16 protein-coding genes are annotated in these 22,936 nt (G+C 72.6%); 9 read left to right on the forward strand and 7 right to left on the reverse strand.

Going from position 1 to position 22,936, the window contains the following annotated elements; translation table 11 throughout:
• Positions 1-31: 31 nt before the first annotated feature.
• A complete protein-coding gene (locus WMF46_RS09475) occupies positions 32-1,783 on the reverse strand; it encodes an oxidoreductase (protein ID WP_437985317.1) in 1,752 nt (583 codons plus the stop codon).
• Between the two features lie 446 nt (positions 1,784-2,229).
• Here WMF46_RS09475 and WMF46_RS09480 point away from each other — a divergent pair, with 446 nt between their 5' ends.
• The 3 genes from WMF46_RS09480 to WMF46_RS09490 all read left to right on the forward strand — a co-directional run bounded on the left by WMF46_RS09480 (position 2,230) and on the right by WMF46_RS09490 (position 3,846).
• The gene (locus WMF46_RS09480; RefSeq protein WP_437985318.1) at positions 2,230-2,616 is read left to right on the forward strand and encodes a response regulator; all 387 of its coding nucleotides are present in this window, start codon (positions 2,230-2,232) and stop codon (positions 2,614-2,616) included.
• A gap of 502 nt (positions 2,617-3,118) precedes the next feature.
• Positions 3,119-3,490, forward strand: coding sequence for a response regulator (locus WMF46_RS09485; protein ID WP_012234363.1), 372 nt, complete (start codon positions 3,119-3,121; stop codon positions 3,488-3,490).
• Positions 3,487-3,846 carry a gamma-glutamylcyclotransferase family protein gene (locus WMF46_RS09490; RefSeq protein WP_437985319.1) on the forward strand — a complete coding sequence of 120 codons (360 nt, stop codon included), beginning with the start codon at positions 3,487-3,489 and terminating at the stop codon, positions 3,844-3,846. The genes WMF46_RS09485 and WMF46_RS09490 overlap by 4 nt, the downstream gene beginning before the upstream one ends.
• A gap of 5 nt (positions 3,847-3,851) precedes the next feature.
• Here WMF46_RS09490 and WMF46_RS09495 read toward each other — a convergent pair whose 3' ends face one another.
• From WMF46_RS09495 to WMF46_RS09510, 4 genes are all read right to left on the reverse strand, one after another.
• Entirely contained in the window at positions 3,852-6,947 is a 3,096-nt protein-coding gene (locus tag WMF46_RS09495; protein WP_437985320.1) for a CheR family methyltransferase, read from the reverse strand.
• A 155-nt stretch (positions 6,948-7,102) separates the two neighbouring features.
• Positions 7,103-7,771, reverse strand: coding sequence for a hypothetical protein (locus WMF46_RS09500; protein WP_437985321.1), 669 nt, complete (start codon positions 7,769-7,771; stop codon positions 7,103-7,105).
• A 184-nt stretch (positions 7,772-7,955) separates the two neighbouring features.
• On the reverse strand, positions 7,956-8,339 hold the full coding sequence (locus WMF46_RS09505) for a hypothetical protein (protein ID WP_437985322.1): 384 nt from the start codon (positions 8,337-8,339) through the stop codon (positions 7,956-7,958).
• Positions 8,340-8,681: 342 nt separating this feature from the next.
• The gene (locus WMF46_RS09510; RefSeq protein WP_437985323.1) at positions 8,682-9,413 is read right to left on the reverse strand and encodes a TetR/AcrR family transcriptional regulator; all 732 of its coding nucleotides are present in this window, start codon (positions 9,411-9,413) and stop codon (positions 8,682-8,684) included.
• Positions 9,414-9,562: 149 nt separating this feature from the next.
• Here WMF46_RS09510 and WMF46_RS09515 point away from each other — a divergent pair, with 149 nt between their 5' ends.
• Together WMF46_RS09515 and WMF46_RS09520 are read left to right on the forward strand one after the other, a co-directional pair.
• On the forward strand, positions 9,563-10,225 hold the full coding sequence (locus tag WMF46_RS09515; RefSeq protein WP_437985324.1) for a UdgX family uracil-DNA binding protein: 663 nt from the start codon (positions 9,563-9,565) through the stop codon (positions 10,223-10,225).
• Positions 10,226-10,283: 58 nt separating this feature from the next.
• Positions 10,284-12,230, forward strand: coding sequence for a potassium transporter Kup (locus WMF46_RS09520; RefSeq protein WP_437985325.1), 1,947 nt, complete (start codon positions 10,284-10,286; stop codon positions 12,228-12,230).
• A 15-nt stretch (positions 12,231-12,245) separates the two neighbouring features.
• On the opposite strand, the gene WMF46_RS09525 is transcribed toward WMF46_RS09520, so the two are convergent.
• Entirely contained in the window at positions 12,246-13,535 is a 1,290-nt protein-coding gene (locus WMF46_RS09525) for a citrate synthase family protein (protein ID WP_437551244.1), read from the reverse strand.
• Positions 13,536-13,749: 214 nt separating this feature from the next.
• Here WMF46_RS09525 and WMF46_RS09530 point away from each other — a divergent pair, with 214 nt between their 5' ends.
• The 4 genes from WMF46_RS09530 to dnaE all read left to right on the forward strand — a co-directional run bounded on the left by WMF46_RS09530 (position 13,750) and on the right by dnaE (position 21,163).
• The gene (locus WMF46_RS09530; RefSeq protein WP_437985326.1) at positions 13,750-14,898 is read left to right on the forward strand and encodes a citrate synthase; all 1,149 of its coding nucleotides are present in this window, start codon (positions 13,750-13,752) and stop codon (positions 14,896-14,898) included.
• A 271-nt stretch (positions 14,899-15,169) separates the two neighbouring features.
• Positions 15,170-15,970 carry a recombinase A gene (locus WMF46_RS09535; protein WP_231864756.1) on the forward strand — a complete coding sequence of 267 codons (801 nt, stop codon included), beginning with the start codon at positions 15,170-15,172 and terminating at the stop codon, positions 15,968-15,970.
• A gap of 13 nt (positions 15,971-15,983) precedes the next feature.
• Positions 15,984-17,849, forward strand: a complete 1,866-nt coding sequence (locus WMF46_RS09540; RefSeq protein ID WP_437985327.1) for a DinB/UmuC family translesion DNA polymerase — start codon at positions 15,984-15,986, stop codon at positions 17,847-17,849.
• Positions 17,846-21,163 carry a DNA polymerase III subunit alpha gene (dnaE, locus tag WMF46_RS09545; RefSeq protein WP_437985328.1) on the forward strand — a complete coding sequence of 1,106 codons (3,318 nt, stop codon included), beginning with the start codon at positions 17,846-17,848 and terminating at the stop codon, positions 21,161-21,163. Before WMF46_RS09540 ends, dnaE begins: the two co-directional genes overlap by 4 nt.
• 108 nt (positions 21,164-21,271) lie before the next feature.
• On the opposite strand, the gene WMF46_RS09550 is transcribed toward dnaE, so the two are convergent.
• On the reverse strand, positions 21,272-22,921 hold the full coding sequence (locus tag WMF46_RS09550) for an ATP-binding protein (protein ID WP_437985329.1): 1,650 nt from the start codon (positions 22,919-22,921) through the stop codon (positions 21,272-21,274).
• Positions 22,922-22,936 lie beyond the last annotated feature (15 nt).

Raw genomic sequence — 22,936 nt, forward strand, 5'->3', positions numbered from 1 at the left:
CGCGGCGCGCTGCGCGATCAGGGCGAGGGGGTCACGAGGGCGTGGCGCGGAAGCGCCGGACGCGCGCCGAGCCGGGGCCGCCGTCCTGCGTCGACAGGCCGAGCGCCGTGCGCGCCGGCGCGTGGAGGCGCTGGAGGACGCGATCGAGCAGGCGGAGCGCGCCGTCGCTCATCTTCACGCCGCGCGGCGAGCGGTAGCCGAACGCGACGCCGTCCACGACCTTGTAGGCGTTCTCCGTGGGCGAGGCGGGGCGCATCTCGACGACCAGCGCGCCGTCGCGCGTCTTCATGATGACGACGATCTCGCCCGGGCGCGCCGAGGCCTCCACGAACGTCCACCCGCCGGAGGTCGCCTCCTTGATCCCGAGCTCGAGCACGCGCTGCAAGTCCTGGCCCGCCGGCGCGAGCGTCGTCGCGCCTTCGACCCGGATCTCGGCGCCCGGCGGGACCACGCCGCTGCCGAGCGGCATCGCGGGCCGCCGCATCTCCCGAGGCCCGGGGAACGACCACATGTCCGGCGTGATCTCGCCGCCTTCGCGGTAGGCCATCTCGATGAGGCGGCTGCGCTCGCGAGAGAGCGCGTCCTCGGACCAGCCGAGGCAGGAGCGCATCATCAGCGTGAAGGGGTCGAAGCGGAGCTCGAACGAGGCGGGCGCGCGGACCATGAGGTCGTCCGGAAGGACGAGGCTGTGGAAGATGCGGACCTTGCACGGGAGCTCGCGCGCGCGCTCGAGCGTGCGCCGGAACGTGATCGGACCGTCTCCCGGGAGGCCGAGGAGGATGTCCACCTCGATGTCCGTGAACGTCGAGAGCTCCTCGATCACCTTCGCGAACTTCGACTCCCTGAAGGGGCGCTGCGTGCCGTCGCCCGTCTCCTTGTTGAGCGGAGGCAGCCGCGCGTCGAGCGACACGCGCGCGACGCCGCGGAGGAACTCGAGGTGCTCGTCGTGCACGTGCTCGGGATCGATCGATGCCGTCAGCGTCGCCTGCTTGAAGAAGCCGACCTGCTTCTCCGCGGCCACCAGGTTCCGGAACGCCTCCGCGCTCAGGTTGAGCGGGGCGTCGACGATCTGCGCGCCCGGCGCGCCGGCGGCGCGGAGCGCGCTCAGCTCTTCGACGAGGTAGGCCTCGGAGAAGACGCTGCCAGCGTCGCCCGCGGAGACGCCGCACGTCGCGCAGCTCATGCCGCCCCCGCGGCAGATCTCGAGCGGGACGACGCGATCGGTCGGGAGCAGCTTCATCCGGATCGGCGAGGGGAGCGCGTCGGGCGCCACGTAGAGGGGGTCGCCCGTCGAGACCCAGCCGCCGGCGGTGGACACGTGCAGCCCCGGCACGGCGCGCAGCGCATCGGGAGAGCGCTCGCTCAGCCGGACGATGTCCCGGAACGTGAGCTCGTTGCCGTGCACGAGCGCGTCGATGCAAGCGGTGGCGTCGCGCCAGGGCGCGAGCGCGAACATCGCGGGGCGCGCGAGGGGCCCCCAGAGGGCGATCGTGCGCCCCGGCCGGTTGCGCTGCAGGTGGCGCGCGACCTCGATGAACGTGGGGAACGACCAGACGTGCGCGGCGAGGCCGACCACGTCCGCGTCCACGGTCTCGACCTCCGCGACCCACGCGTCGAGATCCCTCGTCTGCGCGTCGATCACGTGGATCGGCACGCCGGCGAGGTCCGGATCGGCGAGCAAGGAGGCCTCGACACGACGGACTCCATGGCTGGACGGCGCTCCCCCACCGTCCGGCATGGTTGGCTCCATCGCGAGCAGCGCGACGCGGCGTTCGCCAGGCATCCATGAGAGTCTACCAGGGTGTCTCCCCTGTCGGGGAGTCCGTTCGCGCTCCCTGTCTGCTCTCGCTCCCCGCCCCCCGGTCGGTTCCTTGCGCCCGGAGTTGCTCCTTCTGCCCGGAGTTGCATCCGGCGCGCAGTCGGGCTTTCATATTGCCCTGGGCGGGAGAGGGGGAACGGAACGTACCGGATCGGCAGACAGCGGCGGACTGTCGGGCTGCGCACTTCGTGGCGTGCTCGCACGTGTGGCGCACCGCGGCGAGCGCCCCGGTGTGTTTGGGCGATTCGTCACGCCGGGGCATCACCGAGGTTGCTCGCGCTGCGCCGGCTGCTGGCCAGCGGAGGCTCGGGCAGCGTCGAGCGCCCATCCCGTCCTCCCCCAGCATGGGGAAGAGAGGGCGCGCTGCCCTGGCGAGCGACCCCCGCTACTGAAGAAAGCCGAGGGGAGCCATGTGTGGCAAGCACGTGATCCTGGTTGCGGAGGACGACGTTGACACCGCGACGATGCTGGAAGAGCTCCTGACCCTGGAAGGGTACGAGGTCGAGCTGACCGCCACCGCGCGCGCGGTGCTCGATGCGCTCGCGGAGCGGCGCTTCCACGCGGTCCTCCTTGATCTGACGATGCCAGGCATGACGACGGACCGGTTTGTCTCCGAGATCGAGGGGCTCGGCACGCCCTCGCCCCTCATGATCTTCTCCGCCCGCCTCCCCCACGAGATGCAGGCGATCGCCGAGCGGCTGCATGCGGCCGCGCTCATCCCGAAGCCGGTGGACATCGACGTCCTGCTGGGCACCCTTTCGAAGGTGGTGCTCGGCTCCACAGATATAGACCGTTGACGCTGCCCGTTCGGACCACGTCGCGAGCGCCTCGGGCCGTCGTTCCGGCGGACGCCGGGCTGCTGCGCCCCCCGGCGCCGGTGGTAGGATCGCCGCTCATGACGTTGTGGATGGCGACCAAGCCGCGCTGCGCTCGCCCTGGCTGGCCGCAGATCGGGCACAGAGCGGCTTCGCCGGAGCGCCACCGTGCTGTAACATCGGGCTCGACCGCCGACGATCGATCGCCGTAATGCGTACGCCCGACCCCGCCTGCCAGAGCTGCCGGCTCACCCAACGTCGACCCCGCGCGGCTGCGTGGCCGCACGGGCGACGCGGGAGCGGGCTCCGCTCCGAGGCGCCTTTGCGGCGCTGATTGCCGGAGAGAGACGTAGAGAGACGTAGAGAGACCTTCATGAGCCCCCTTCCTCGCAGAAAGAGCCTCATCAAGCAGAACCCGAGCAGGGATTCAGGGCTTTCCCTGTTTCGCCGTGACGTCAGGCTTTCGCATAGTGGTTGATGCACCGTGCCTGCCACTCCCTTGAAGAGGATCCTCGTTGTCGATGACGATCCGGATATTCGAGAGACCCTCGCCGAGCTCCTGCAGGAGGAGGGGTACGCCGTCGCGTCGGCGGCGCACGGCGGCGAGGCGCTCAGCGCGCTGAGAACGGATCCGAGACCCGGGCTCATCCTGCTCGATCTCATGATGCCGATCATGGATGGCTGGCAGTTCAGGGCGGAGCAGAAGAAGGATCCGGAGCTCGCCGCGATCCCGGTGGTGATCATCTCGGCGACGGGCCGCGACGAGTTCGTGTCCTCGCTCGGCGCGGCGCAGTTCCTCAAGAAGCCGATCAACCTCGAGCAGCTGCTCGCCGCGGTCGAACAGCACTGCCGGTGACGGCGCGCCTGTTCGTCTACGGCACGCTGATGCGCGGCGAGCGCGCGCACGCGCTGCTCGGGCGCGCGCGGTGCCTCGGGCCCGCCCGCACGGCCCCGTCGTTCGAGCTCGCCGATCTCGGCGCCTACCCGGCGCTCGTGCGCGGGGGCTCGGTCGCGGTCCTCGGCGAGCTGTACGAGCCGGACCCGGAGGCGCTGCCCTCGCTCGACCTCTACGAGGACTGCCCCGACCTCTTCAGGCGTGAGCCGATCGAGCTCCCTGGGGGCGCGCTCTGCGAGGCCTACCTGATGCCCGCAGCGCAGGCGCTGGGGTGGCCTCGGATCGCCTCCGGGGACTGGCGGACACGGCGGCGATGAGCGCGTCAGCCGGGGCCGGCGCGGCGCGCTGGCCGCAGCCCGGGTGGAGCGGCCGGGTCGATCTCGGGCGCCGTCCTGTCCTCGACGACGAGCAGCAGGGCCGGGAGCTCGCCCTCGTCGGCCTGGAGCCGGAAGGCTGAGAACGAGAGCGTCCTGCGGCCGGCGTGCGCGAGCACGGCCTCGAGGCGGAAGTCGACGAGCGCGGCGCGGCGGTGGAGCACGTCCCGGAGCTGCTGCTCCAGCTGCGGGGTGTTCCATCCGGCATCGATGGCCGAGAGCGATCGTCCCTCGATGTCCCCGAGCGGGACCATGAACTGCTCGCAGTAGCGCCGGGTGACCGCCCGGATCCGGAGCTCCCCGTCGAGCAGGAGGAACGGATGGCGCAGCACCTCGAAGACGGCGGAGAGGCTGTCGCGCGCGCCCGCGAGCTCGCGCCCCGCGCGCCTCGGCGCTTCGCTCTCCAGCCAGCAGATCACCGCGCCGTCGACCTCGTCGTCGGTGGTCCGGGAAGGGCGTGCCCGCATGAGATAGCAGCGCCCGTCGCGGTCCTCGACGTGCCGTTCGACGGTGCTCATCTTGCCGAGCACCTCGGCGACGACCGGCGCGATGTCGGCCACGCTCCTCGACTTCACCTCGAGGATGGACCTGCCCACGTCGCTCGCGGCGAGGCCGAGCAGCTTGTCGGCGGCGCCGGCGATCCGGCGGATCCGCAGGTCCGCGTCGACCATCAGCATCGGGATGTTCATGCCGCCGAGGAGCTTGCGCAGCTCGTCGTTGGCGAGGCCGAGCGCGACGTTGCTGCTGCGGAGCTCCTCGTTGATGGTCGTCAGCTCCTGGTTCGCCGACTCGAGCTCGTCGTGGGCGCCCTCGAGCGCGTCGTTCACCCTGTGCAGCTCGTCGTTGCTCGCGAGGATCTCGTCGTTTGTGCACAGGAGCTCTTCGTTCGTCGCCTCGAGCTCATCGATGAGCGACTGGAGGTACTCCCTCGTGGTCACGAGCTCCCTGCGGAGCTGGACGATCTCCAGATCCTTCTGGGCGTCGCTCGGGGCCGGGTCGCTGCCCGGCCGGTCCAGCCGCGCGGCGCCCGACTCGGAGAAGGTGACGAGGAAGCAGCGCCCTTGCGGGAGCCGCACCTTGAGCGGCCAGACCTCGACGTCGACGTACCGGATCTTCTCGTCCTGCCTGACCTTGAGCTGCTCCTTGCGGGCCATGACCCCCGAGGTCATCGACGCGTCGATGGCGGCCCGGATGCCGAGGACGAGCCCCTCCCGGGCCATCTTGAAGAGGTGGAGGCTCGCGTCGCCCGGTGACGGCTCGAGGTAGGGCCCCGTCTTGCCCCGGAACTGGACGATCTGCATCTCCTCGTCCACGACCACGCCGGCGGGGGCATAGCGCGCCATGACGATGGCGTCGGCCTCCTTGCGCACCGCATCCATGCCGAGCCCCTCGGGCTCCCGCGGCCTCTCCGACGCCAGCGCGACCACCGGCGCGCCGGGCAGAGCGGGCGCGGTGAGGGCGAGCGAGTGGGCCGCCTCCGACGCGGCGCGCTTGCAGAAGATCCTGTGGGTCCTGTCCACGACCCCGAACAGATCGGGCGCCGTGGTGAGGCTCTCGGACGAGCCGAGGAGCAGGAAACCCGTGGGCTTGAGGGCCTGGTGAAACGTCTGCAGCAGCCGGCGCTGCAGGCTCGGCTCCAGGTAGATCATCAGGTTGCGGCAGCTGGTGAGATCGAGCTTCAACAGGGGCGGGTCGGCCGCGGCGTTGTGGCGCGAGAAGATGCACAGATCGCGGACCGATTTGTTGACCTGAAAGCCGCCTTGTACCCTGACGAAGAAGCGGCGCAGCCGGCTGGGAGAGACGTCCATCGAGATGCTCTCGATGTAGATCCCGGACCGCGCCTGCTGGATGGCGGCCTCGCTCAGGTCGGTGCCGAAGATCTGGATGGCATGATCGGTCGCGTCGGCTTCGAGGAACTCGAGCAACGAGATCGCGAGAGAGTAGACCTCCTCGCCCGTCGAGCAGCCCGGCACCCAGATGCGAACAGGGGAGTCCTGCGGCCTGCTGTGCATGAGCACCGGGAACACGTGGGTCTTCAGCGCGGCGAAGGCGCCCGGATCGCGGAAGAACGTGGTGACCTTGATGAGGAGGTCCTGGTAGAGATCCTCGATCTCGCCGGGGTGCGCTCTCAAATGATCCAGGTAATCCTGGAGGGTGGCGAGCCGATGGAGCGTCATTCGCCGCTGGATGCGCCGCCTCAGGGTGCTCTTCTTGTACTGGCTGAAGTCGACGCCCACCGCGGCGTGAAGCAGCCTGAGGAGCTTGCTGAGCTCGGCGTCCATGCCGAGGGGCGCACCCTGCCTGAGCCATGGAGCGAGCACGTGCCCGGGGCGACCCATCCGCACGAGCTCCGCCGCGATCTCCTCGACGCTGAGGACGAAGTCGACGCCTCCCGCCGCGATGGCGCTCCGCGGGAGCGCCGGCCGCTCCGCGCCGCGCGGGTTCTCCGCGAAGGTGACCCCGCCCTCGGCCTTCACGTCCTTCAGCCCCAGCGCGCCGTCGCTCCCGGCGCCGGACAGCACGACGGCCACCGCGCCCGACCCCAGCTCGCCCGCGAGCGAGCGCAGGAAGAGATCGCCAGGGCCCGGGCCGCCCTCGCCCCGCGGCGCGAGCTCGACGCGGAGCCCCGCCAGCGTCGCCTGCGCCTCCGGGGGCAGGACCTGGACGCGACCCGGCGCGAGCTTCATCCCCGATCGGAGCTCGGCCACAGGGAGAGAGCTGCTCTGCGCCACGAGCTCGAGGAGGGGGAGCTCCCCTGGATCTGCGCTGTAGATCAGGACGAGAGAGAGGCTGGTATCTCTGCTGGGCAACCGCCGGAGGAGCTCCGCGATCGCGCCGCGCCCGCCGGCCGAAGCGACGACACAGACGACGGGAAAGCGCAGCTCACCCTCGGGGCGCGGCTCGCCCGCCGCGGCGCTCTCGCCGGCGTCCTCGGGCGGGACCGGCGCGCGCCCCGGCGCGGATCCCCTGCCGGCCTGGGGCGCGGCGTCGCTCGGGCCCGGTGCCCCGAGTTGCGTCCGGCGTGACTTCTTCTGTTCGGGCATTGTTGGCTTGAACGGTTGGGCGCGCTCTCACGCGTCTTGCGACGGCGAGAGCCTGACAGGGACTAAGCCAGGGTTCCGGTGGGCGGTCGGCCAACGATGGCTGTCGTCGTCCATGTCGCGCATGGGACACGGCGCCTCACGGTCATCTCACCCTATCAGCGCGCGCCTTCCAGGCGCTTCAGGAGTTGCTCGAGCCGCTCGATGATGTGTGCGGATCGGTCGGATACCATTCGGGCAGAATCGTTGAGCCTCATCCGTGTCATTTCATCCATCCTCCCGCCGGGCTGGAGCCTTGTCATGGCCTCCAGCGCCGCGTCGTGGCGCGCTCGGGCGACCTGGGCTGCCGCCATCGCGCGGCGCAGGCGTACGCGCGGCGGCTCCAGGTTCTCGACCCCGGACCACCTCCTCTCCGGTGAGACGTGCCGCGCCTCGCCCTCGGCTCGCGCCATGGGCTCGGCGGGCGCCGCGAGCGCCTCGGGCGCCGCGAGCAGCGCGGGAGCCTGCGCCCCTTGCAGCGATCGATCCGCCTCGTCGTTCCCCGCGTCCTGCGTGCGCTCCGTGCGCTTGCCATCGGTCGGAAGGCGGAGATTGACGCTGATCTGCTGATCCTCAGCGTGCCCCCCGGCGTCCTCCCACCCCCGTTCGTCGACGATCTGCTTCGTCGCGTCGTTGACGAGGAAGACCTGATCGGCGTCGTGGAACCGCTCTGCCCGCAAGGCCTGCAGCGCAGACCGGGCCGTCTCGAGCGAGCGGATGTGCTTCGTGAGCGCGAGCCGCCTGCCCCGGAAGCGAACGTAAATGCTGTAGCTGGTCTGGGGCGCCATCTCTATCGCCTCGCGGGCCCGGTCGCGTCATGCGGTGTCTGCGCTCTTCTCGACAGCAGCTTCCGGGGTGCAGCTCGCCATGGCGCCGGACCGAGCGGGCGAGCCCCCCGCTCCATGAGATTCTCACGGATCTCTCGCCGTGAGCCCAGGGCGCGAGTCCTCGGCGCTCGTCCTGCTTGCGGTCTCACGCCACCGGTACCGCCGTCAGCAGCACCAGCCTCCCGGCGGTCTGCTCGGCTGTTCTGCAGGCGGTGCGCACGAGCTGCCACTCTGCCTTCACGAGCTCCGCCATGAGCGACCTGTCCTGACACAGGGCTTTGCTCAGCGACTCCTCGGCGTCTTCGCCGAAGGACAGCACGCGTATCGCGATAGCGAGCGCAAAGTCCTTGGTCAGCCGGACGCGCAGGTCGACGTCCGGCGTGGAGACGTGGAGCGCGTGCTCGGCGAGGGCGACCTCGATCCTGTCCGCAATCGACCTTGCGGTGTCCGCACGCCACTGGATCGAGCGGCAGGTCTGCCGGAGCAGCTCCTGGATTAACCGTCCATCACGACCCGTCTGTATGCCCATTCCGCCCCCTCGACAGTTCCGTTCTTCTGCGGAGAGCCGTCCAGAGAGTGCCTGCGACCGGCCAGAGCGCGCGACGGCCAGCCTGGCGCGTTTGAACGAGCAGGACCGCTCCCCAAGGCTGCGCTCCTCCCGAGTTGCCCGAGCGGTTCCCCCTCCGGCTCCCCGCTCCACCCCCTCACTGTCCCGCCGAAAATCCCGTTGACTGCTAGCTCTAGCTCAGCTGCTGCCCGACCGACCGCTAGGGCGATATGGAATCGCTCGTCAGGGATTCCCTGTAAGTCGTCCTGGTACCGCTGAGCCTCCGGCCGGTTTATTCGGGCAAAGCCCTACACCTAGGGTCACCTAGGTCGTCTTGGCCTTGGAGCGCCGGCGCTCGCCGCTCGACGCTGAGGCAGGCGGCGGGGCGGCGGTCTGCCGCGCGCTGCGCGGGGGGGCTTCCATGACCGACAGGTCAGCGACGGCGCGCACCTCCGAGGCGAGCAGGCCGTGCGTGAAGAGCTGGAGCACCTGCGCGGCCCAGGCGGCGATGTCTGGCCTGGACGGCGCGTCGATGAGCTTGCGCACCAGGCGATCGAAGGCGCCGGAGATGAGCGCGGCGATGACGCTGGGCTCCAGATCGCGCCGGTAGAGGCCGATGTCGATCGCGTACCGGACGCGGCCCTCCACCTGCCGCGCGACGCGCTGGGCGAACTCGTCGATCAGGTAGGCGTACGGGGTCCCACCGCCTCCCGCCAGCATCATCCTGAGGAGCGCCCGGTTCTGCCAGCAGAACTCGAGCACCTCGAGGTCGTGGGCGAGGACCCGCTTGAAGTACTCGTTCACCGACGCTCGCTCGGCCTCGAAGACGATGGGCGGCGGCTCCACGCAGTCGGCGAGGCGCGCGATGAAGGTCTCGACGATCTGCTTGAAGCAGTCGTCCTTGCTCTGGAAGTGCAGGTAGAACGCGCCCTTCGAGACGCCCGCGCGCTCGGTGATGTCCTCGACCCTCGCCGCGGCCAGGCCGCGCTCGGTGAAGGCAGCCTCGGCGGCGCGGAGCAGCTCGATCCTGGCGCGGCGATCGGCAAGGCGGGGCATTCTGACTGGTCGGTCAACGTCGGAGGACCGTGGCACTATGGGAAGGCTGCCGGAAGCCGTCAAGACGCTCGTCGGCCGCGCTCCTCGCGACGCGTCGCGTTCGACCGCGCCGCGTCGCCCGTGGCACGAGCGATGCCGCGGAGGCGGTCATGGCGACCGTGGCGAGACGAAATGCAGCAGGGCGCGGCGTCGGCGAGGCGACGGCGGCGGCTCTCGTGCCCAGCCCTCCTTCGTTGCCGAGCCTGCGCGAGGCCGCCGCGCGGTGCCGGGCGTGTCCACTCTGGGAGCGTGGGACGCAGACGGTGTTCGGCGAGGGCGCGGCGCGATCGGACGTGCTCCTCGTCGGCGAACAGCCGGGCGACAAGGAGGATCTGGCCGGCAAGCCGTTCGTGGGCCCGGCGGGGCAGCTGCTCGATCGCGCGCTCGAGGCGGCGGGGATCGAGCGGCGCCGGGCGTACGTGACCAACGTGGTGAAGCACTTCAAATGGGAGCCGCGCGGCAAGCGCCGCATCCACATGAAGCCGGACGCGCGCGAGATCCGCGCGTGCCTGCCGTGGCTCGCCGCGGAGATCGCGGTGGTGCAGCCGGCGATCGTGGTATGCCTCGGCGCGACGGCGGCGCAGGCGCTGCTCGGCGGCTCGTTCCGGGTCACGCGCGAGCGCGGCAGGATCGTCGCCTCGCCGCTCGCGCCACGCGTGCTGGCGACCGTGCACCCCGCGTCGATCCTTCGCATGCCGGACGAAGCGACGAGGCGAGCCGAGCTCTCCCGCTTCATCGAGGATCTCACCGTGGCGGCGCGCGCGCTCGCCTGAGCCGGCGCGCGCCGCCTCCTCGCGAGGCGCGCTCTCGATGGAGTAGGATTCGCCCGCGATGACGATGAGCCCACGACCGGTCCCTGCCGCAGAGCGCCCCGCGTCCTCTCCGATGGCCGAGCGCGCCCACCTGGGGAGCTCGAAGAAGATGTGGCCGCTGATGCTGGCGGCGCTCGGGGTCGTCTACGGCGACATCGGGACGAGCCCGCTCTACGCGATGAAGGAGTGCTTCAGCCCCAGCAGCCCGCACCACGTCGCTCCGACGCCCGCGAACGTGCTCGGGGTGCTCTCGCTGATGTTCTGGTCGTTGATGATGGTGGTGACCGTCAAGTACGTGACGTTCATCACGCGGGCCGACAACGAGGGCGCGGGCGGCATCCTCGCGCTGCTCGCGCTCGTCCCGAGCGGCGATCGCAAGGGCGAGGGCCGCGGCCTCCTCGTGCTCCTCGTCCTCGTCGGCGCGGCGCTCCTTTATGGCGACGGCGTGATCACGCCTGCGATCTCGGTGCTCTCGGCCGTGGAGGGCCTCGAGGTCGCGATCCCGAAGCTGGACCCTGCCGTCGTGCCGATCATCACCTGCGGCGTGCTGCTCGCCGTGTTCCTCGTGCAGAAGCGCGGCACGGCCGGGGTCGGGTCGATCTTCGGGCCGGTGACGCTCGTGTGGTTTGTCACGCTCGTGCTGCTCGGGGCCAAGGAGCTCATCAGCAGCCCCGGAGTGCTCCGGGCCGTCTCACCGACCTACGCGGTGAGCTTCTTTGTCGAGAACCAACTGCATGGCTTCCTGATCCTCGGCGCGGTCGTCCTCTGCATCACGGGCGGCGAGGCGCTGTACGCCGACATGGGTCATTTCGGCCGCGTGCCGATCAAGTACACCTGGTACACGATCGTCTGGCCCGGGCTGCTCATCAATTATTTCGGCCAGGGCGCCAAGCTCCTCGCGGACCCCACCGCGGCGGCGAACCCGTTCTATGCGCTCGTCCCGTCGTGGGCGCTCTACCCCACGGTGGCGATCGCCACCGCGGCGACGGTCGTCGCGTCCCAGGCGCTCATCTCCGGGGCCTTCTCGCTGACCCAGCAGGCGGTGCAGCTCGGGTATTTCCCGCGTGTCACGGTGGTCCACACGTCGAAGGACGAGGCGGGGCAGATCTACATCCCCGAGGTGAACAGCGGGCTCCTGATCTCGTGCATCGTGCTGGTCCTCACCTTCAAGAACTCGAGCGCGCTCGCGGCTGCCTACGGCATCGCCGTCACGGGGACGATGGGGATCACCACGGTGGTCTATTACGTGGTCACCCGGAAGACGTGGGGTTGGCCGGTCTGGAAATCGCTCCCGCTGGCCGGGCTCTTCCTGGTGATCGATCTCGCGTTCTTCGCGGCGAACAGCGCCAAGTTCTTCCACGGGGGCTGGGTGCCCATCGTGATGGGCGCGGCGATCTTCACGGTGATGACGACCTGGAAGACGGGGCGCAAGCACCTCGCCGAGGCGATCAAGTCGGCGATCTTGCCGCTCGACATGTTCCTCGAGGACGTGAAGCGCGTGAAGCCGCACCGGGTGCGCGGGACGGCGGTCTTCATGGCGTCGAGCCCGGAGGGCACGCCGCCGATCCTGCTGCACCACGTGAAGCACAACCAGGTGCTGCACGAGCAGGTGGTGCTCCTCTCGATCCAGGTGACGAACGTGCCGGAGGTGCCGGCGGAGCGGCGCACGACGGTGATCCCGCGGGGGGAGGGGATCTACCAGGTCACCGCGTGTTACGGCTTCATGCAGACGCCGAACGCGCCGTCGGTGCTCGAGGGGTGCAAGCGGCACGGGCTCGACATCGATCTCGGGAGGACGAGCTACTACCTCGGCAGGGAGACGCTGCTGACGACCGGGCGCTCGAAGATGTCCAGGTGGCGCAAGGGGCTGTTCGCCTTCATCTCGCGGAACGCGCGGCCGGCGACGGCGTACTTCGGTCTGCCGCCGAACCGGGTGGTCGAGCTCGGAATGCAGGTCGATTTTTAGGGGCGGGCGCGGGGCTCAGGGCCCCGTGTACCGGGCGCGGGGCCGGAGCATGTACCCCGCCTCCCGCTGCTCGAACGCGTGGGCGATCCACCCGGCGGCGCGCCCCACCGCGAAGAGCGCCGCCGCCGTGCCGGCCGGCAGGCCGAGCGCGGCCGCGATCGCGACGAGGCCCAGGTCGAGCGACGGCGGATCGAGGCCGGCGTCGCGCAGCGCGTCGACGAGCGCGAGCACCGTGCGCAAGGCCGCGCTCTGCGGGGCGAGCGCGCGGGCCGTGTCGAGCAGCAGCTGGGCGCGGGGGTCGCCCTCGGGGTAGAGCCTGTGGCCGACGCCGGCGATGGGCTCGCCGCGGCGCAGCCGCTCGTGGACCGCGGCGGCGGCGCGCTCGGGCCGGCCTGCCTCGGCGACCAGGGCCTCCACCCGGTCGGTCATGCCGCCGTGCCTCGGGCCGGAGAGCGCGGCGAGCCCCGCGCTGACGCAGGCGTAGAGGTCGGCGCCGGTGGAGGCGGCCACCCGGACCGCGAACGTCGAGGCGTTCAGCTCGTGATCGGCCGAGACCAGGAGCGCGCGGTTCACGGCGCGCTCGGCCTTCTTCGAGGGGTTCGCGCCGAGGGCGAGGAGCAGCCGCCGCGCCGCCCCGTCGGCCTCGAGGGCGTCGGTCGCCCTGCGCGCGTCCCGCCCGAGGCCCACGAGCGCCGCGAGCGATCGCACGAGGGCCCGCGCCCGCGCGCGCTCCGCGTCGCCCGTGGGGATGCGCCCGTCGCCCGAGGGCGCGCCCACGTGGCGGGTCGCGTCGTGCGCGCCGAGCGCGGGCACCACGAGCGCGAGCGCGACGAACGGCGGCGCGCCCTCCGGCAGGAGCGCCGCGAGCTTGGCCGGGCGGACGCTCAGCCGGCCTGGCCGCGCCGTCGGCGCGCCCTCCGCCGGCAGCTCGCCGGTCCAGAGCAGCTCGGCGACCGCCTCGAAGGGCACGTCGTCGAGCGCCAGCGCGACCGCCTCCTTGCCCCGGTAGACGGGCCCGCGCGGGCCGATCGCCGTGAGCGCCGACTCGAGCACCGGCTCGCCCCACCGGAGCGCCTCGGCGGCGACCGGGCCGTGGCCGGCGCGCGCGTCGTGCCGCGCCTTGAGCCGCTCGATGTCCGCCCGGAGGTAGAGCCGCGCGCGCCCTCGCCCGCCGGGCACCCCCCGGAGCACGCCCCGGCTCGCGTACGCGTAGAGCGTCTCCCGCTTCACGCCGAGGAGCTCCGCCGCCTCGGCGCCGGTCACGTACGCCGAGGGCCGCTGACCCGAGTCAGGTAGATCCACCATGAGCGCCCATCCACGTTGCATCCATGCTGTCTTCCGATGCACGAGGCGCCAGCGTCGCGCGCGCCGACGACACCCGTCCCTCCTAGCACCGCCCTCCTCGGCTTCCTCCGGGATTCTTCCTCGACGCGCTTCGAGGCCGTGCATGGTTGATTGTACAATCAAGGTTGATCAACCTCGTGCGGTGCCCAAGATGTCGTCAGCGGAGGTGATCGGAATGAGGGATGTGGCGGCGCCGCTCGCGAGCGGCCTGGAGGGCGTGGTGGTGGCGGAGACGCGGCTCTCGGAGGTGGACGGAGAGCGGGGGAGGCTCACCCTCGCGGGCCACGACGTCGAGGAGCTCGCCGGCGGCGGCGGGGTGACCTTCGAGGACGCGTGCGGGCTGCTCTGGGGCGGCGCGCTGCCCGGGGCGGCGGAGCGGGAGTCGCTCCGGCGAGCGATCGCCGAGGGGCGGACGAGGGCCTTCGCGCTGCTCGGGCGGCTCGGGGACGCGCTCCAGGCGGGCGACGGGATGGATGCGATCCGCGCGGCGGTCGCGCACCTCTCGGGCGACGTCCCGCCCGCGGCGATCGCCGGGGCGGTCGCGACGTTCGCGGCGGCGTGGGCGCGGCGCTGCGCGGGGGAGGCGCCGGTCGCGCCCGATCCGGCGCTCCGGCTCTCGGCCGACTACCTGCGCATGGCGCGGGGGGCTGCGGCGAGCGAGGCCGAGGCGCGCGAGCTCGACACGTACCTCGTGACGGTCTCGGATCACGGCATGAACGCGTCCACCTTCACCGCGCGCGTGGTCACCTCGACGGGGTCGGACGCGATCTCGGCGGTGGTCGCGGCGATCGGCGCGCTGAAGGGGCCGCTCCACGGCGGCGCGCCCGGGCCGGTCCTCGACATGCTGGACGCGGTCGCGGCGAAGGTGGGCGAGGGCGGCGCGCCGCCCCCGGGCTGCGCCGAGCGCTGGATCCAGGCCGAGCTCGCGGCGGGCCGGCGGATCATGGGCATGGGCCACCGGATCTACCGGGTGAGGGATCCGCGGGCGGCGGTGCTGGAGCGGGCGATCGAGCGGCTCGAGCGGACGGCAGGCGGCGCGCGGAGCGCACGGCTCGCGCTGGCGCGTGAGGTCGAGCGGGCGGCCGAGGCCGCGCTCCGCGCGCGGCACCCGGAGCGCCCGCTGCGCGCGAACGTCGAGTTCTACACGGCGGTGCTGCTCGACGCGCTCGGGCTGCCGCGCGCGCTCTTCGCGCCGACCTTCGCGGTGGGCAGGGTCGCGGGCTGGTGCGCGCACATCGACGAGCAACGGCGCGCGGGGCGGCTCATTCGCCCGAGCTCACGCTACATCGGGGGCGTCCCCGGAGCGGCAGCTCCGCCGCATTGAGGCGTCGGGCCCGCCGCGCGCGGCGAGCCTGCTGGCAGGAGCGCTCGTCGTGGCCGGCCATGAGGTCGACCTGCCCAGGTCGGACTTATTGAAGAGTCCGTGACGGCATTCGCTTCCTCCCCCTCGTCCTGCCATCCGATCCGCATAGAAATTGCCGGAGAGGCCGTTCCACAGCCCTGGAAGGACAAAAGGAGAACGCGCCGGGCGCGGGTAGGACGTTGTTCGTCCTGCAAAGTTGGCAGCCTCGCGGGGCACTGTTATCGTGTTCAGTATGTCGTCCGCCGCTCTTGCCGCTCCGCTTGCCCGGGACCTCCTGCGCCATACCCTCCCCGAGTTCGAAGCGCGCGCCAAGACGCTCCCGCTCGGCCTGCGGGAAATCAACGACGCGCTCCCGGAAGGGGGGCTGCCGCGCGGGGGGGTGGTGGAGCTCGCCGCGCCGCGGGGGCTGGGGCGCTCCACCTCGCTCGCCCTCTCCGCGTGCGCGTCGGCGCAAGCGGAGGCGCGGCTGCGCGGGACGAGCGCGACGGCGGGGGCGTGGTGCGCGTGGATCGATCCGAGCGGCTCGCTCTACGCGCCGGCGGTCGCGCGCGCGCAGGTCGATCTGAGCCGGCTGCTCGTGGTGCGGCCCCCGCCGGAGGTGCTCGCGAAGGTCGCGGTCCGGATGGCGATGAGCCGGGCGTTCGCGGTGCTCGTGATCGACGTGGCCGGGGTCCCGGGGGCCTTCGGCCAGGGCGCGGGGAAGGGGGAGCGGAGCGCGCCCGGGGCGGGGCGTCGCGAGGAGGACCTCGCGCGCTGGGTCAACGTGGTGCGCAAGCTCGCCCTGGCGATCGAGGGGAGCGACGGGACGATCCTGCTCCTCACCGATCGCCAGGCGGCGCGGCCGATGCCCTTGCCGGTCGCGATGCGGCTGGAGCTAGAGCAGGTCGCCGAGAACCGGTTGATGGTCCGCGTCGCCAAGGACCGCCGAGGGCGCGTGACCTCGCCGACCCCGGTGGTGCTCGGGGAGCGGCCCGGGGACAGGGCAGAGCGGACGGCGGGCGGCGAGCCGCGGCCCGCGCTGTCGCGGGCGTGAGGGAGGAGAGGTGATGGCGGTCAGGCGCATTGTGGCGATCGTGCTCCCGCAGCTCGCGTGCGAGCTGGTGAAGCAGCGCGGGCCGGTCTCGCCGAGCGGGAAGGCGCCGCTCGCGGTGATCCTCGGGGGCGAGGAGGACCGCCGCGCGGCGCTCGCCCCGCAGCCCGAGCGCGAGGCGCAGGCGCCGGCGGCGGTGATCGACGTGGTCGACGACGAGGCGAGGCGGTACGGGGTGAGGCCGGGGCAGAAGGTCGTCGAGGCGGCGGCGCTGGTCGCCCACCTCGCGATCCACCGGGTGACGTTCGCCGAGATCGACGCGGCGCTCGGCCGGGTCGCCGAGGTGGCGCTCGGGCTCGGGGCGACGGCGTCGATCCAGCTCGGCGAGCAGGGGGCCCCGCGCGCCGGCGCGGCGCGGGCGAGCCGCGCTCCCGAGCGCGCCGCGAGCGAGGCGCGGAGCCCCTGGGGCGACGGCCCGTACGACACGGTGTGGCTCGACATCACCGGGGCGTCGCACCTCGTCGGCGGCGAGGAGGCGCTGCTCGGCGAGCTCGGCGAGCGCGTGGCGGCGCTCGGCCACCGGGCGCGGCTCGCGATCGCCGACGGGCCGCGGCTCGCGCAGGCGCTCGCGCGCTTCGGCGCGCACGCGGACGGCGGGGGAGGGGCGGAGGCCCCGATCGCGCCGCCGGGCAAGGGGGCGCAGGCGATCGGGCCCTTGCCGGTGCAGGCGCTCCCGGTCGAGCGCGAGGTGGCGAGCTTCCTCGTCCGGCTCGGCGTGCTCCGCGTCGAGGATCTCGCGCGCCTTCCGCGGGCGCAGGTGGCGGCGCGGCTGGGGCCGCGGACGGCCGACGTGATGGAGCTCCTCGCCGGCCGCGATCCTGTGCCGCTCCTCCCGTTCGAGGTGCCCCGGCTGCTCGAGGAGGAGGTGCTCTTCGACGAGCCGATCGAGAGCGCCGAGTCGCTCCTGTTCGTGCTGCGCGGCATGACGTCGCGGATCGCGTCGCGGCTCGCCGCGCGCGGGGAGGCGTGCGGGCGGCTCAACGTGGCGATCGCCTACGATCGCTCGATCGCGCGGCTCCGCCTCGGCGAGCGCGAGGACGACGGCGCCGCCGCGCTCCTGGAAGACGACGGGCGCGGCCCTTCGCTGCGCTTCCACGTCGACATGCCGGTGCCCCTCTCGGACGCCGGCGATCTGCTCCGCCCGCTGAAGGCGAGGCTCGAGCGGATCGAGCTCGCGGCGCCCGCGGTGGGGGTCCACGTCATCGCCTCGCGCATCGCGCGGGCCCGTCGGGTGCAGCTCGATCTGTCGCGCGACCGGTCGGCCGATCCCGACAGCCTGCCGGCGCTCCTGGCCGAGCTCTCGGCGGAGATCGGCCAGGAGCGGGTGGGCATCCTGGAGATCGCCGACGCGCACCGCCCCGAGGCGCGCTCGCGGCTCGTGCCGGCCTCTGGCGAGGCGGCCATGACGCGCGCGTCCGCCGCGGCCCGCGCGCGCGCCGCGGCGGATCGGGGCGCGGCGGAGCAGGCGGGGGGCGCGGACGCGCCGGCGCTGGAGCCCGCGCGGCTCCTCGCGCAGCCGATCCCGCTGGGCCGGGTGGGGCGCGGGGCGATCGTGGCCGTCGATCGGCATCTTTACGCGATCGAGCGGCTCTCCTTCGTGATGCGGATCGACGCGGTGGAGTGGTGGACGCCCACGCCGGCGTCGCGCGACTACGCGCGCGCCTGGCTCGTCTCGGGCTCTCCGTCCGGCAAGGCCGCCCCGGCGCGCCTCGGCGAGCTGCGCCCTCCTCGAGACGGCGCGAGCGCGAGCTCCTGCGGCGAAGCGTGGATCTACGTCGACCGCGCGACGGGCGAGGCCTTCCTGCAGGGGTGGTGCGAGTGAGCGCCGGCGCGTCGGTCTCGTTCGTGGAGCTCTGCGGCCGCTCCTGCTTCTCTTTCCTGGAGGGCGCCTCGCACCCCGAGGAGCTCGTGCACCGCGCCAAGGAGCTCGGCCTCGAGGGGCTCGCGCTCTGCGATCGCGACGGGATCTACGGCAGCGTGCGCGCGCACACGGCGGCGAAGAAGGTCGAGCAGCGGGTGATCGTCGGGGCCGAGCTGACGCTGGGCGCGCCGCGCGGGGGCGCCGAGCGCGCGCCGGAGGTCCGGCCGTCGGTGGTCCTCCTGGTCCAGGACAGCGAGGGTTACGCGAACCTCTGCCGCCTGCTCACGATCGCGCACGCCGAGTGCGAGAAGGGGATGGCGAGCATCTCGGCGGAGGCGATCGCGGCGGCGCAGCGGGGCCTCTCCGCGATCGTGCCGCTCGATCCTCTCGTGCCCGCGGGCGTCTCCGGCGCGCTCCTCGGCACGCTGCGCGACGCGTTCGGCGAGCGCGCGCTCGTCGCGACCTGGAAGCACCTCGACCGCCGCGACGGCGAGCGCGTCGCGGCGGCCCTCGCGGCGGAGCGCCGCTACGGCCCCTGCGTGGTGGCGACGGCGCGCCCGCTCTATCATCACCCGTCGCGCAAGCCGCTCGCGGACGTGCTCGCGTGCATCCGGACCAAGACCACGCTCGATCAAGCGGGGACGCGGATCGCGCCGAACGCGGAGGCGTACGTGCGGTCCGGCGCGCAGATGGCGGCGCTGTTCCGCGATCATCCGGCCTGGGTCGCGCGCACGGTGGAGGTCGCGTCCCGCTGCCGCTTCTCGCTGTCCGAGCTCCGCTACAGCTTCCCGAGCGACGCCCTCTGCATGCCGGGGGAGACGTCGGATCAGGCGCTGCGCCGCCTCACCGAGGAGGGCTGCCGCGACCGTTACCCGGAGGGGACGCCGTCTCCCGTGCGCGCGCAGATCGAGAAGGAGCTCGCCTTGATCGCGAAGCTCGGCGTGGCGCCTTATTTCCTCAGCGTGCAGCAGGTCGTGAAGATCGCGCGCGCGCGGCAGATCCTCTGCCAGGGCCGCGGGAGCGCGGCCAACAGCGCGGTGTGCTTCGTGCTCGGCGTGACGGCGGTGGACCCGGCCCGGTCGAGCCTGCTCTTCGAGCGCTTCCTGTCGGAGGAGCGCCACGAGCCCCCGGACATCGACGTCGATTTCGAGCACGAGCGCCGGGAGGAGGTGATCCAGGCGATCTACGAGATGTACGGGCGCGACCGGGCGGCGATGGTCTCGGAGGTGATCGCCTACCGCGGCAAGAGCGCGCTCCGCGAGGTGGGCAAGGCGTTCGGCTTCTCAACGGATCAGGTCGATCGGCTGAGCGGCCTCGTGCTCCACCACGAGGCGGACATCACCGAGCAGCGGGTCAGCGAGGCGGGCCTCGATCCGGATGACGTGCGCGTCCGGCAGGCCGTCATGATGGCGAGCGCGCTCGAGGGCTTCCCGCGCCACCTCTCGATCCACGTGGGCGGCTTCGTGCTGTCGTCGGAGCCGCTGCACAAGGTCGCCCCGGTCGAGCCTGCGCGGATGGAGGGCCGCACGGTGATCCCGTGGGACAAGGACGATCTCGACGATCTCGGCTTCTTCAAGATCGACGTCCTGGCGCTCGGCATGCTGACGGCGATCCGCAAGGCGCTCGGTTTGATCCACTCGGACCGGTACGCCGAGCTCGCGGGTCGCACGGCACGGGGCCCCGCGTCTGCGGGTCCCTTGGTCCACACGGCACGGGACCCCGCGTCCGCGGGTCCCTTGGTCGACGCGGCAGGGGACCCTGCGCCCGCAGGGGTCTTGCTCCACGCGGGCCGAGGCGCCGCGTTCGATCCGATCGCGGAACTCGCGCAGATCCCGCCGGAGGACCCGGCTGTCTACGAGGCGATCGGCCGGGCCGACACGGTGGGGGTGTTCCAGATCGAGAGCCGCGCGCAGATGGCGATGCTCCCGCGGCTGAAGCCGAACAAGTTCTACGACCTGGTGATCGAGGTGGCGATCGTGCGCCCCGGGCCCATCCAGGGCGGGATGGTGCACCCCTACCTGCGCCGGCGGACGGGGCAAGAGCCGCCGGTGTCCCCGCACCCGTGCCTGGATCCCATCCTGGAGCGCACGCTCGGCGTTCCGCTCTTCCAGGAGCAGGTGATGCAGATCGCGATGGTCGGCGCGGGTTACACGCCGGGCGAGGCCGACCAGCTGCGCCGCGACATGGCGGCGTGGAAGAAGCACGGGCGCCTGGAGCGGCACCGCGGGCGGCTCATCCAGGGCTTCGCCGAGCAGGGGATCTCGGCGAGGTTCGGGGAGATGCTCTACCAGCAGATCCAGGGCTTCGGGGAGTACGGCTTCCCGGAGTCGCACGCGGCGAGCTTCGCGCTCCTCGTGTACGCGTCGGCCTGGCTCAAGGTCCACCACCAGGCGGCGTTCACCTGCGCGCTGCTCAACGCGCAGCCGATGGGGTTCTACAGCCCATCGGCGCTGGTGCAGGACGCGCAGCGGCACGGCGTGGAGGTGCGGCCGGTGTGCGTGGTGCAGAGCGCGTGGGACGCGACCCTGGAGCCTTCCGCCGAGCCCTCGGCGGGCCCGGCGCTGCGGCTCGGCATGCGGCTCGTGAAGGGGCTCGGCGAGGCGGCCGCGGCGGCGATCGTCGCGGCGCGCGAGGAGGCGCCGTTCACGAGCCTCCCGGATCTCGTGAGGCGCACGGAGCTGAAGAAGAACGAGGTGGAGGCGCTCGCAGAAGCGGGCGCGCTCGCCGCGCTGGTGCCTGCCCGGAGAGAGGCGCTCTGGCGCGCGCGCGCCCCCCGCGTGGAGGGGTTGTTCGAGGGCGTCCCGATCGAGCAGGACCGGGACGTCGGGCTGCCTCCGCTCAGGCCGCTGGAGCAGCTCGCGCTGGACTACGGGCGCGTGGGTCTGTCGCTGCACGACCACCCGATGCGGCACGTGCGGCGGGCGCTCAAGCGGCGGCGCGGGGCCGGGCGCGTGCGGACCGCCGAGGAGATCAAGGCCGCGCGCGACGGGGAGAGCGTGCGGGTCGCCGGGATGGTGGTCGGACGCCAGCGGCCGGCGACCGCGAGCGGCGTGACGTTCATGACGCTCGAGGACGAGACCGGCGTGGTCAACGTCATCGTCCAGCGGCAGGTCTTCGCGGAGTACGAGCACGTGGCGAGGAACGCGGCGCTCTTGCTCGTCGCCGGGCGGATCGAGCGGCAGGGCGAGGTCGTCCACGTGCTCGCGCGCGAGCTCGATCGGCTGGAGCTGCCCAGCGGCGAGGAGATCGCGCTCAAATCGCGCGACTACCGGTGAGGGCGCGCCGACGCCGCGCTCCCAGAGCGCGGGGCGATCGGCGGCGCGTCAGGAGAGCACGCGCGCTCGTCAGGGCGGCGGCGATGACCTCGTCGACCAGCGCGCTCGTCAGCGGGCGGCGACGACCTCGTCGACCAGCGAGAGCAGCGTCGCCGCGTCGAACGGCTTCAGGAGCAGCCGGGCGTTGACCTGCTGCAGGAACGCCTTGCTGCGCTCCGTGAAGGCGCCGCCGGTCAGGAACACGACACGGCGCTGCTGCTCGGGCGCGTGCTCGGCGAGCGAAGTGTAGAAATCCATTCCCGTCATATCGGGCATCATGAGGTCGCACAGGATGGCGTCGTAGCGCTCTCCGGCGCGGATCCGGCTGAGCGCGTCGCGCGCGCTCGCGGTCGCGGTCGTCTCGTGACGTGGCTCGAGCGTCCCCGCGATCGCCCGCGTGAGCAGCGGCTCGTCGTCGATGATGAGGACCCGCTGCCGCTGCGCCGCCTCCGGCGCGAGCGCGTCGAGGCTGCCGTTCTCGCGCGGCCACCTCGACGCGCACGAGCCGGGCGCAGCGGAGGCGTGCGCCTCGCTGGCCGCGGCGGCGGGGAGGACGAGGCGGAACGTGCTCCCCTTGCCGGGGCGGCTGTCCACCTCGATCCGACCCCCCAGCGCCGTGACGATGGAGTGGCAGATCGCGAGCCCCAACCCGAGCCCTTCGCCAGCTTCCTTGCTCGTGTAGAACGGCTCGAAGATCCGAGCGAGCGACTCGGGCGCGATCCCGGCGCCCGTGTCGCGCACCTCCACGACGACCGACCCCTCGGCGTCACAGCGCGTCGAGAGCTCGATCTCGTTCTGCTGGGCGAACCCCTCGGGGATGGCCTGCGCGGCGTTCACGATGAGGTTCAGGAAGACCTGCGCGAGCCGCGGCTCGTTCGCCTGGACGGGCGGCACCTCCTGGAAGCTCCGGACGACGCGGGCGCGGTGCCGGATCTCGTTCATCGCCATGTGGACGCAGGAGTCGAGCACCCGTCGGGGGTCGACCGGCCCGCGTCGGTCCTCCTCGGCGCGCGAGAAGCTGTGGAGATCGCGCACGATGAGCCGCACCCGCTCGGCGCCCTCGCGCGCGTCCTCCAGCAGGTTCAGCACGTCGGAGAGCTCGCTCGACGGCGCGCGGCCGTCGCCGTGAGAGCGCGCCCAGGGGCCGCCGCGCGCAGCGCTGTTCCGGCGATCGAGCGAGCCGATGCGCCGGATGGCCGCGTCGACGTTCGTGATGACGAAGGCGAGGGGGTTGTTGATCTCGTGGGCGACGCCGGCGGCCAGCGTGCCGACGCTCGCCATGCGGCCGGCGCCGACGAGGCGGGCCTGCGTCTGCGCGAGCGCCTGGCGCGCGGCGGCGTCGCGCGCGGCGCGCTCGCGGACGACGGAGAGCCGCGCCCGGGGGCCCGCGCCATCGCCGCCCGCGAGCAGGAAATCGGTCGCGCCGGCCGCGAGGATGCCGTCGATGTCCCCGTCGCGCTCGGTGATCGCGAGGACGAACACCGCATCGCCGCCGGGCTGCGCCCGCACGCGGCCGCAGAGCGCGGCGGCGCTGGCGGGCTCGCTCCAGTCGACGGCGAGCACCGGCGGCGCGTCGCTCAGGCACCTCTCGAGGGCGTGCGCGGGATCGGAGGTGACGCCGACGTCCGGCACATGGCGTCGGATCAGCGCTTCGAATCGCTCGCTCGCCGCGGCGCGCCCGCGGAGGAGCAGGATGGCGGCCGGCTCCGCGCAGCCCATCGACGTCCTCTCAGC

The organism is Sorangium sp. So ce117 (assembly GCF_051524395.1).
Taxonomy (GTDB): Bacteria; Myxococcota_A; Polyangia; order Polyangiales; family Polyangiaceae; genus Sorangium; species Sorangium cellulosum_B.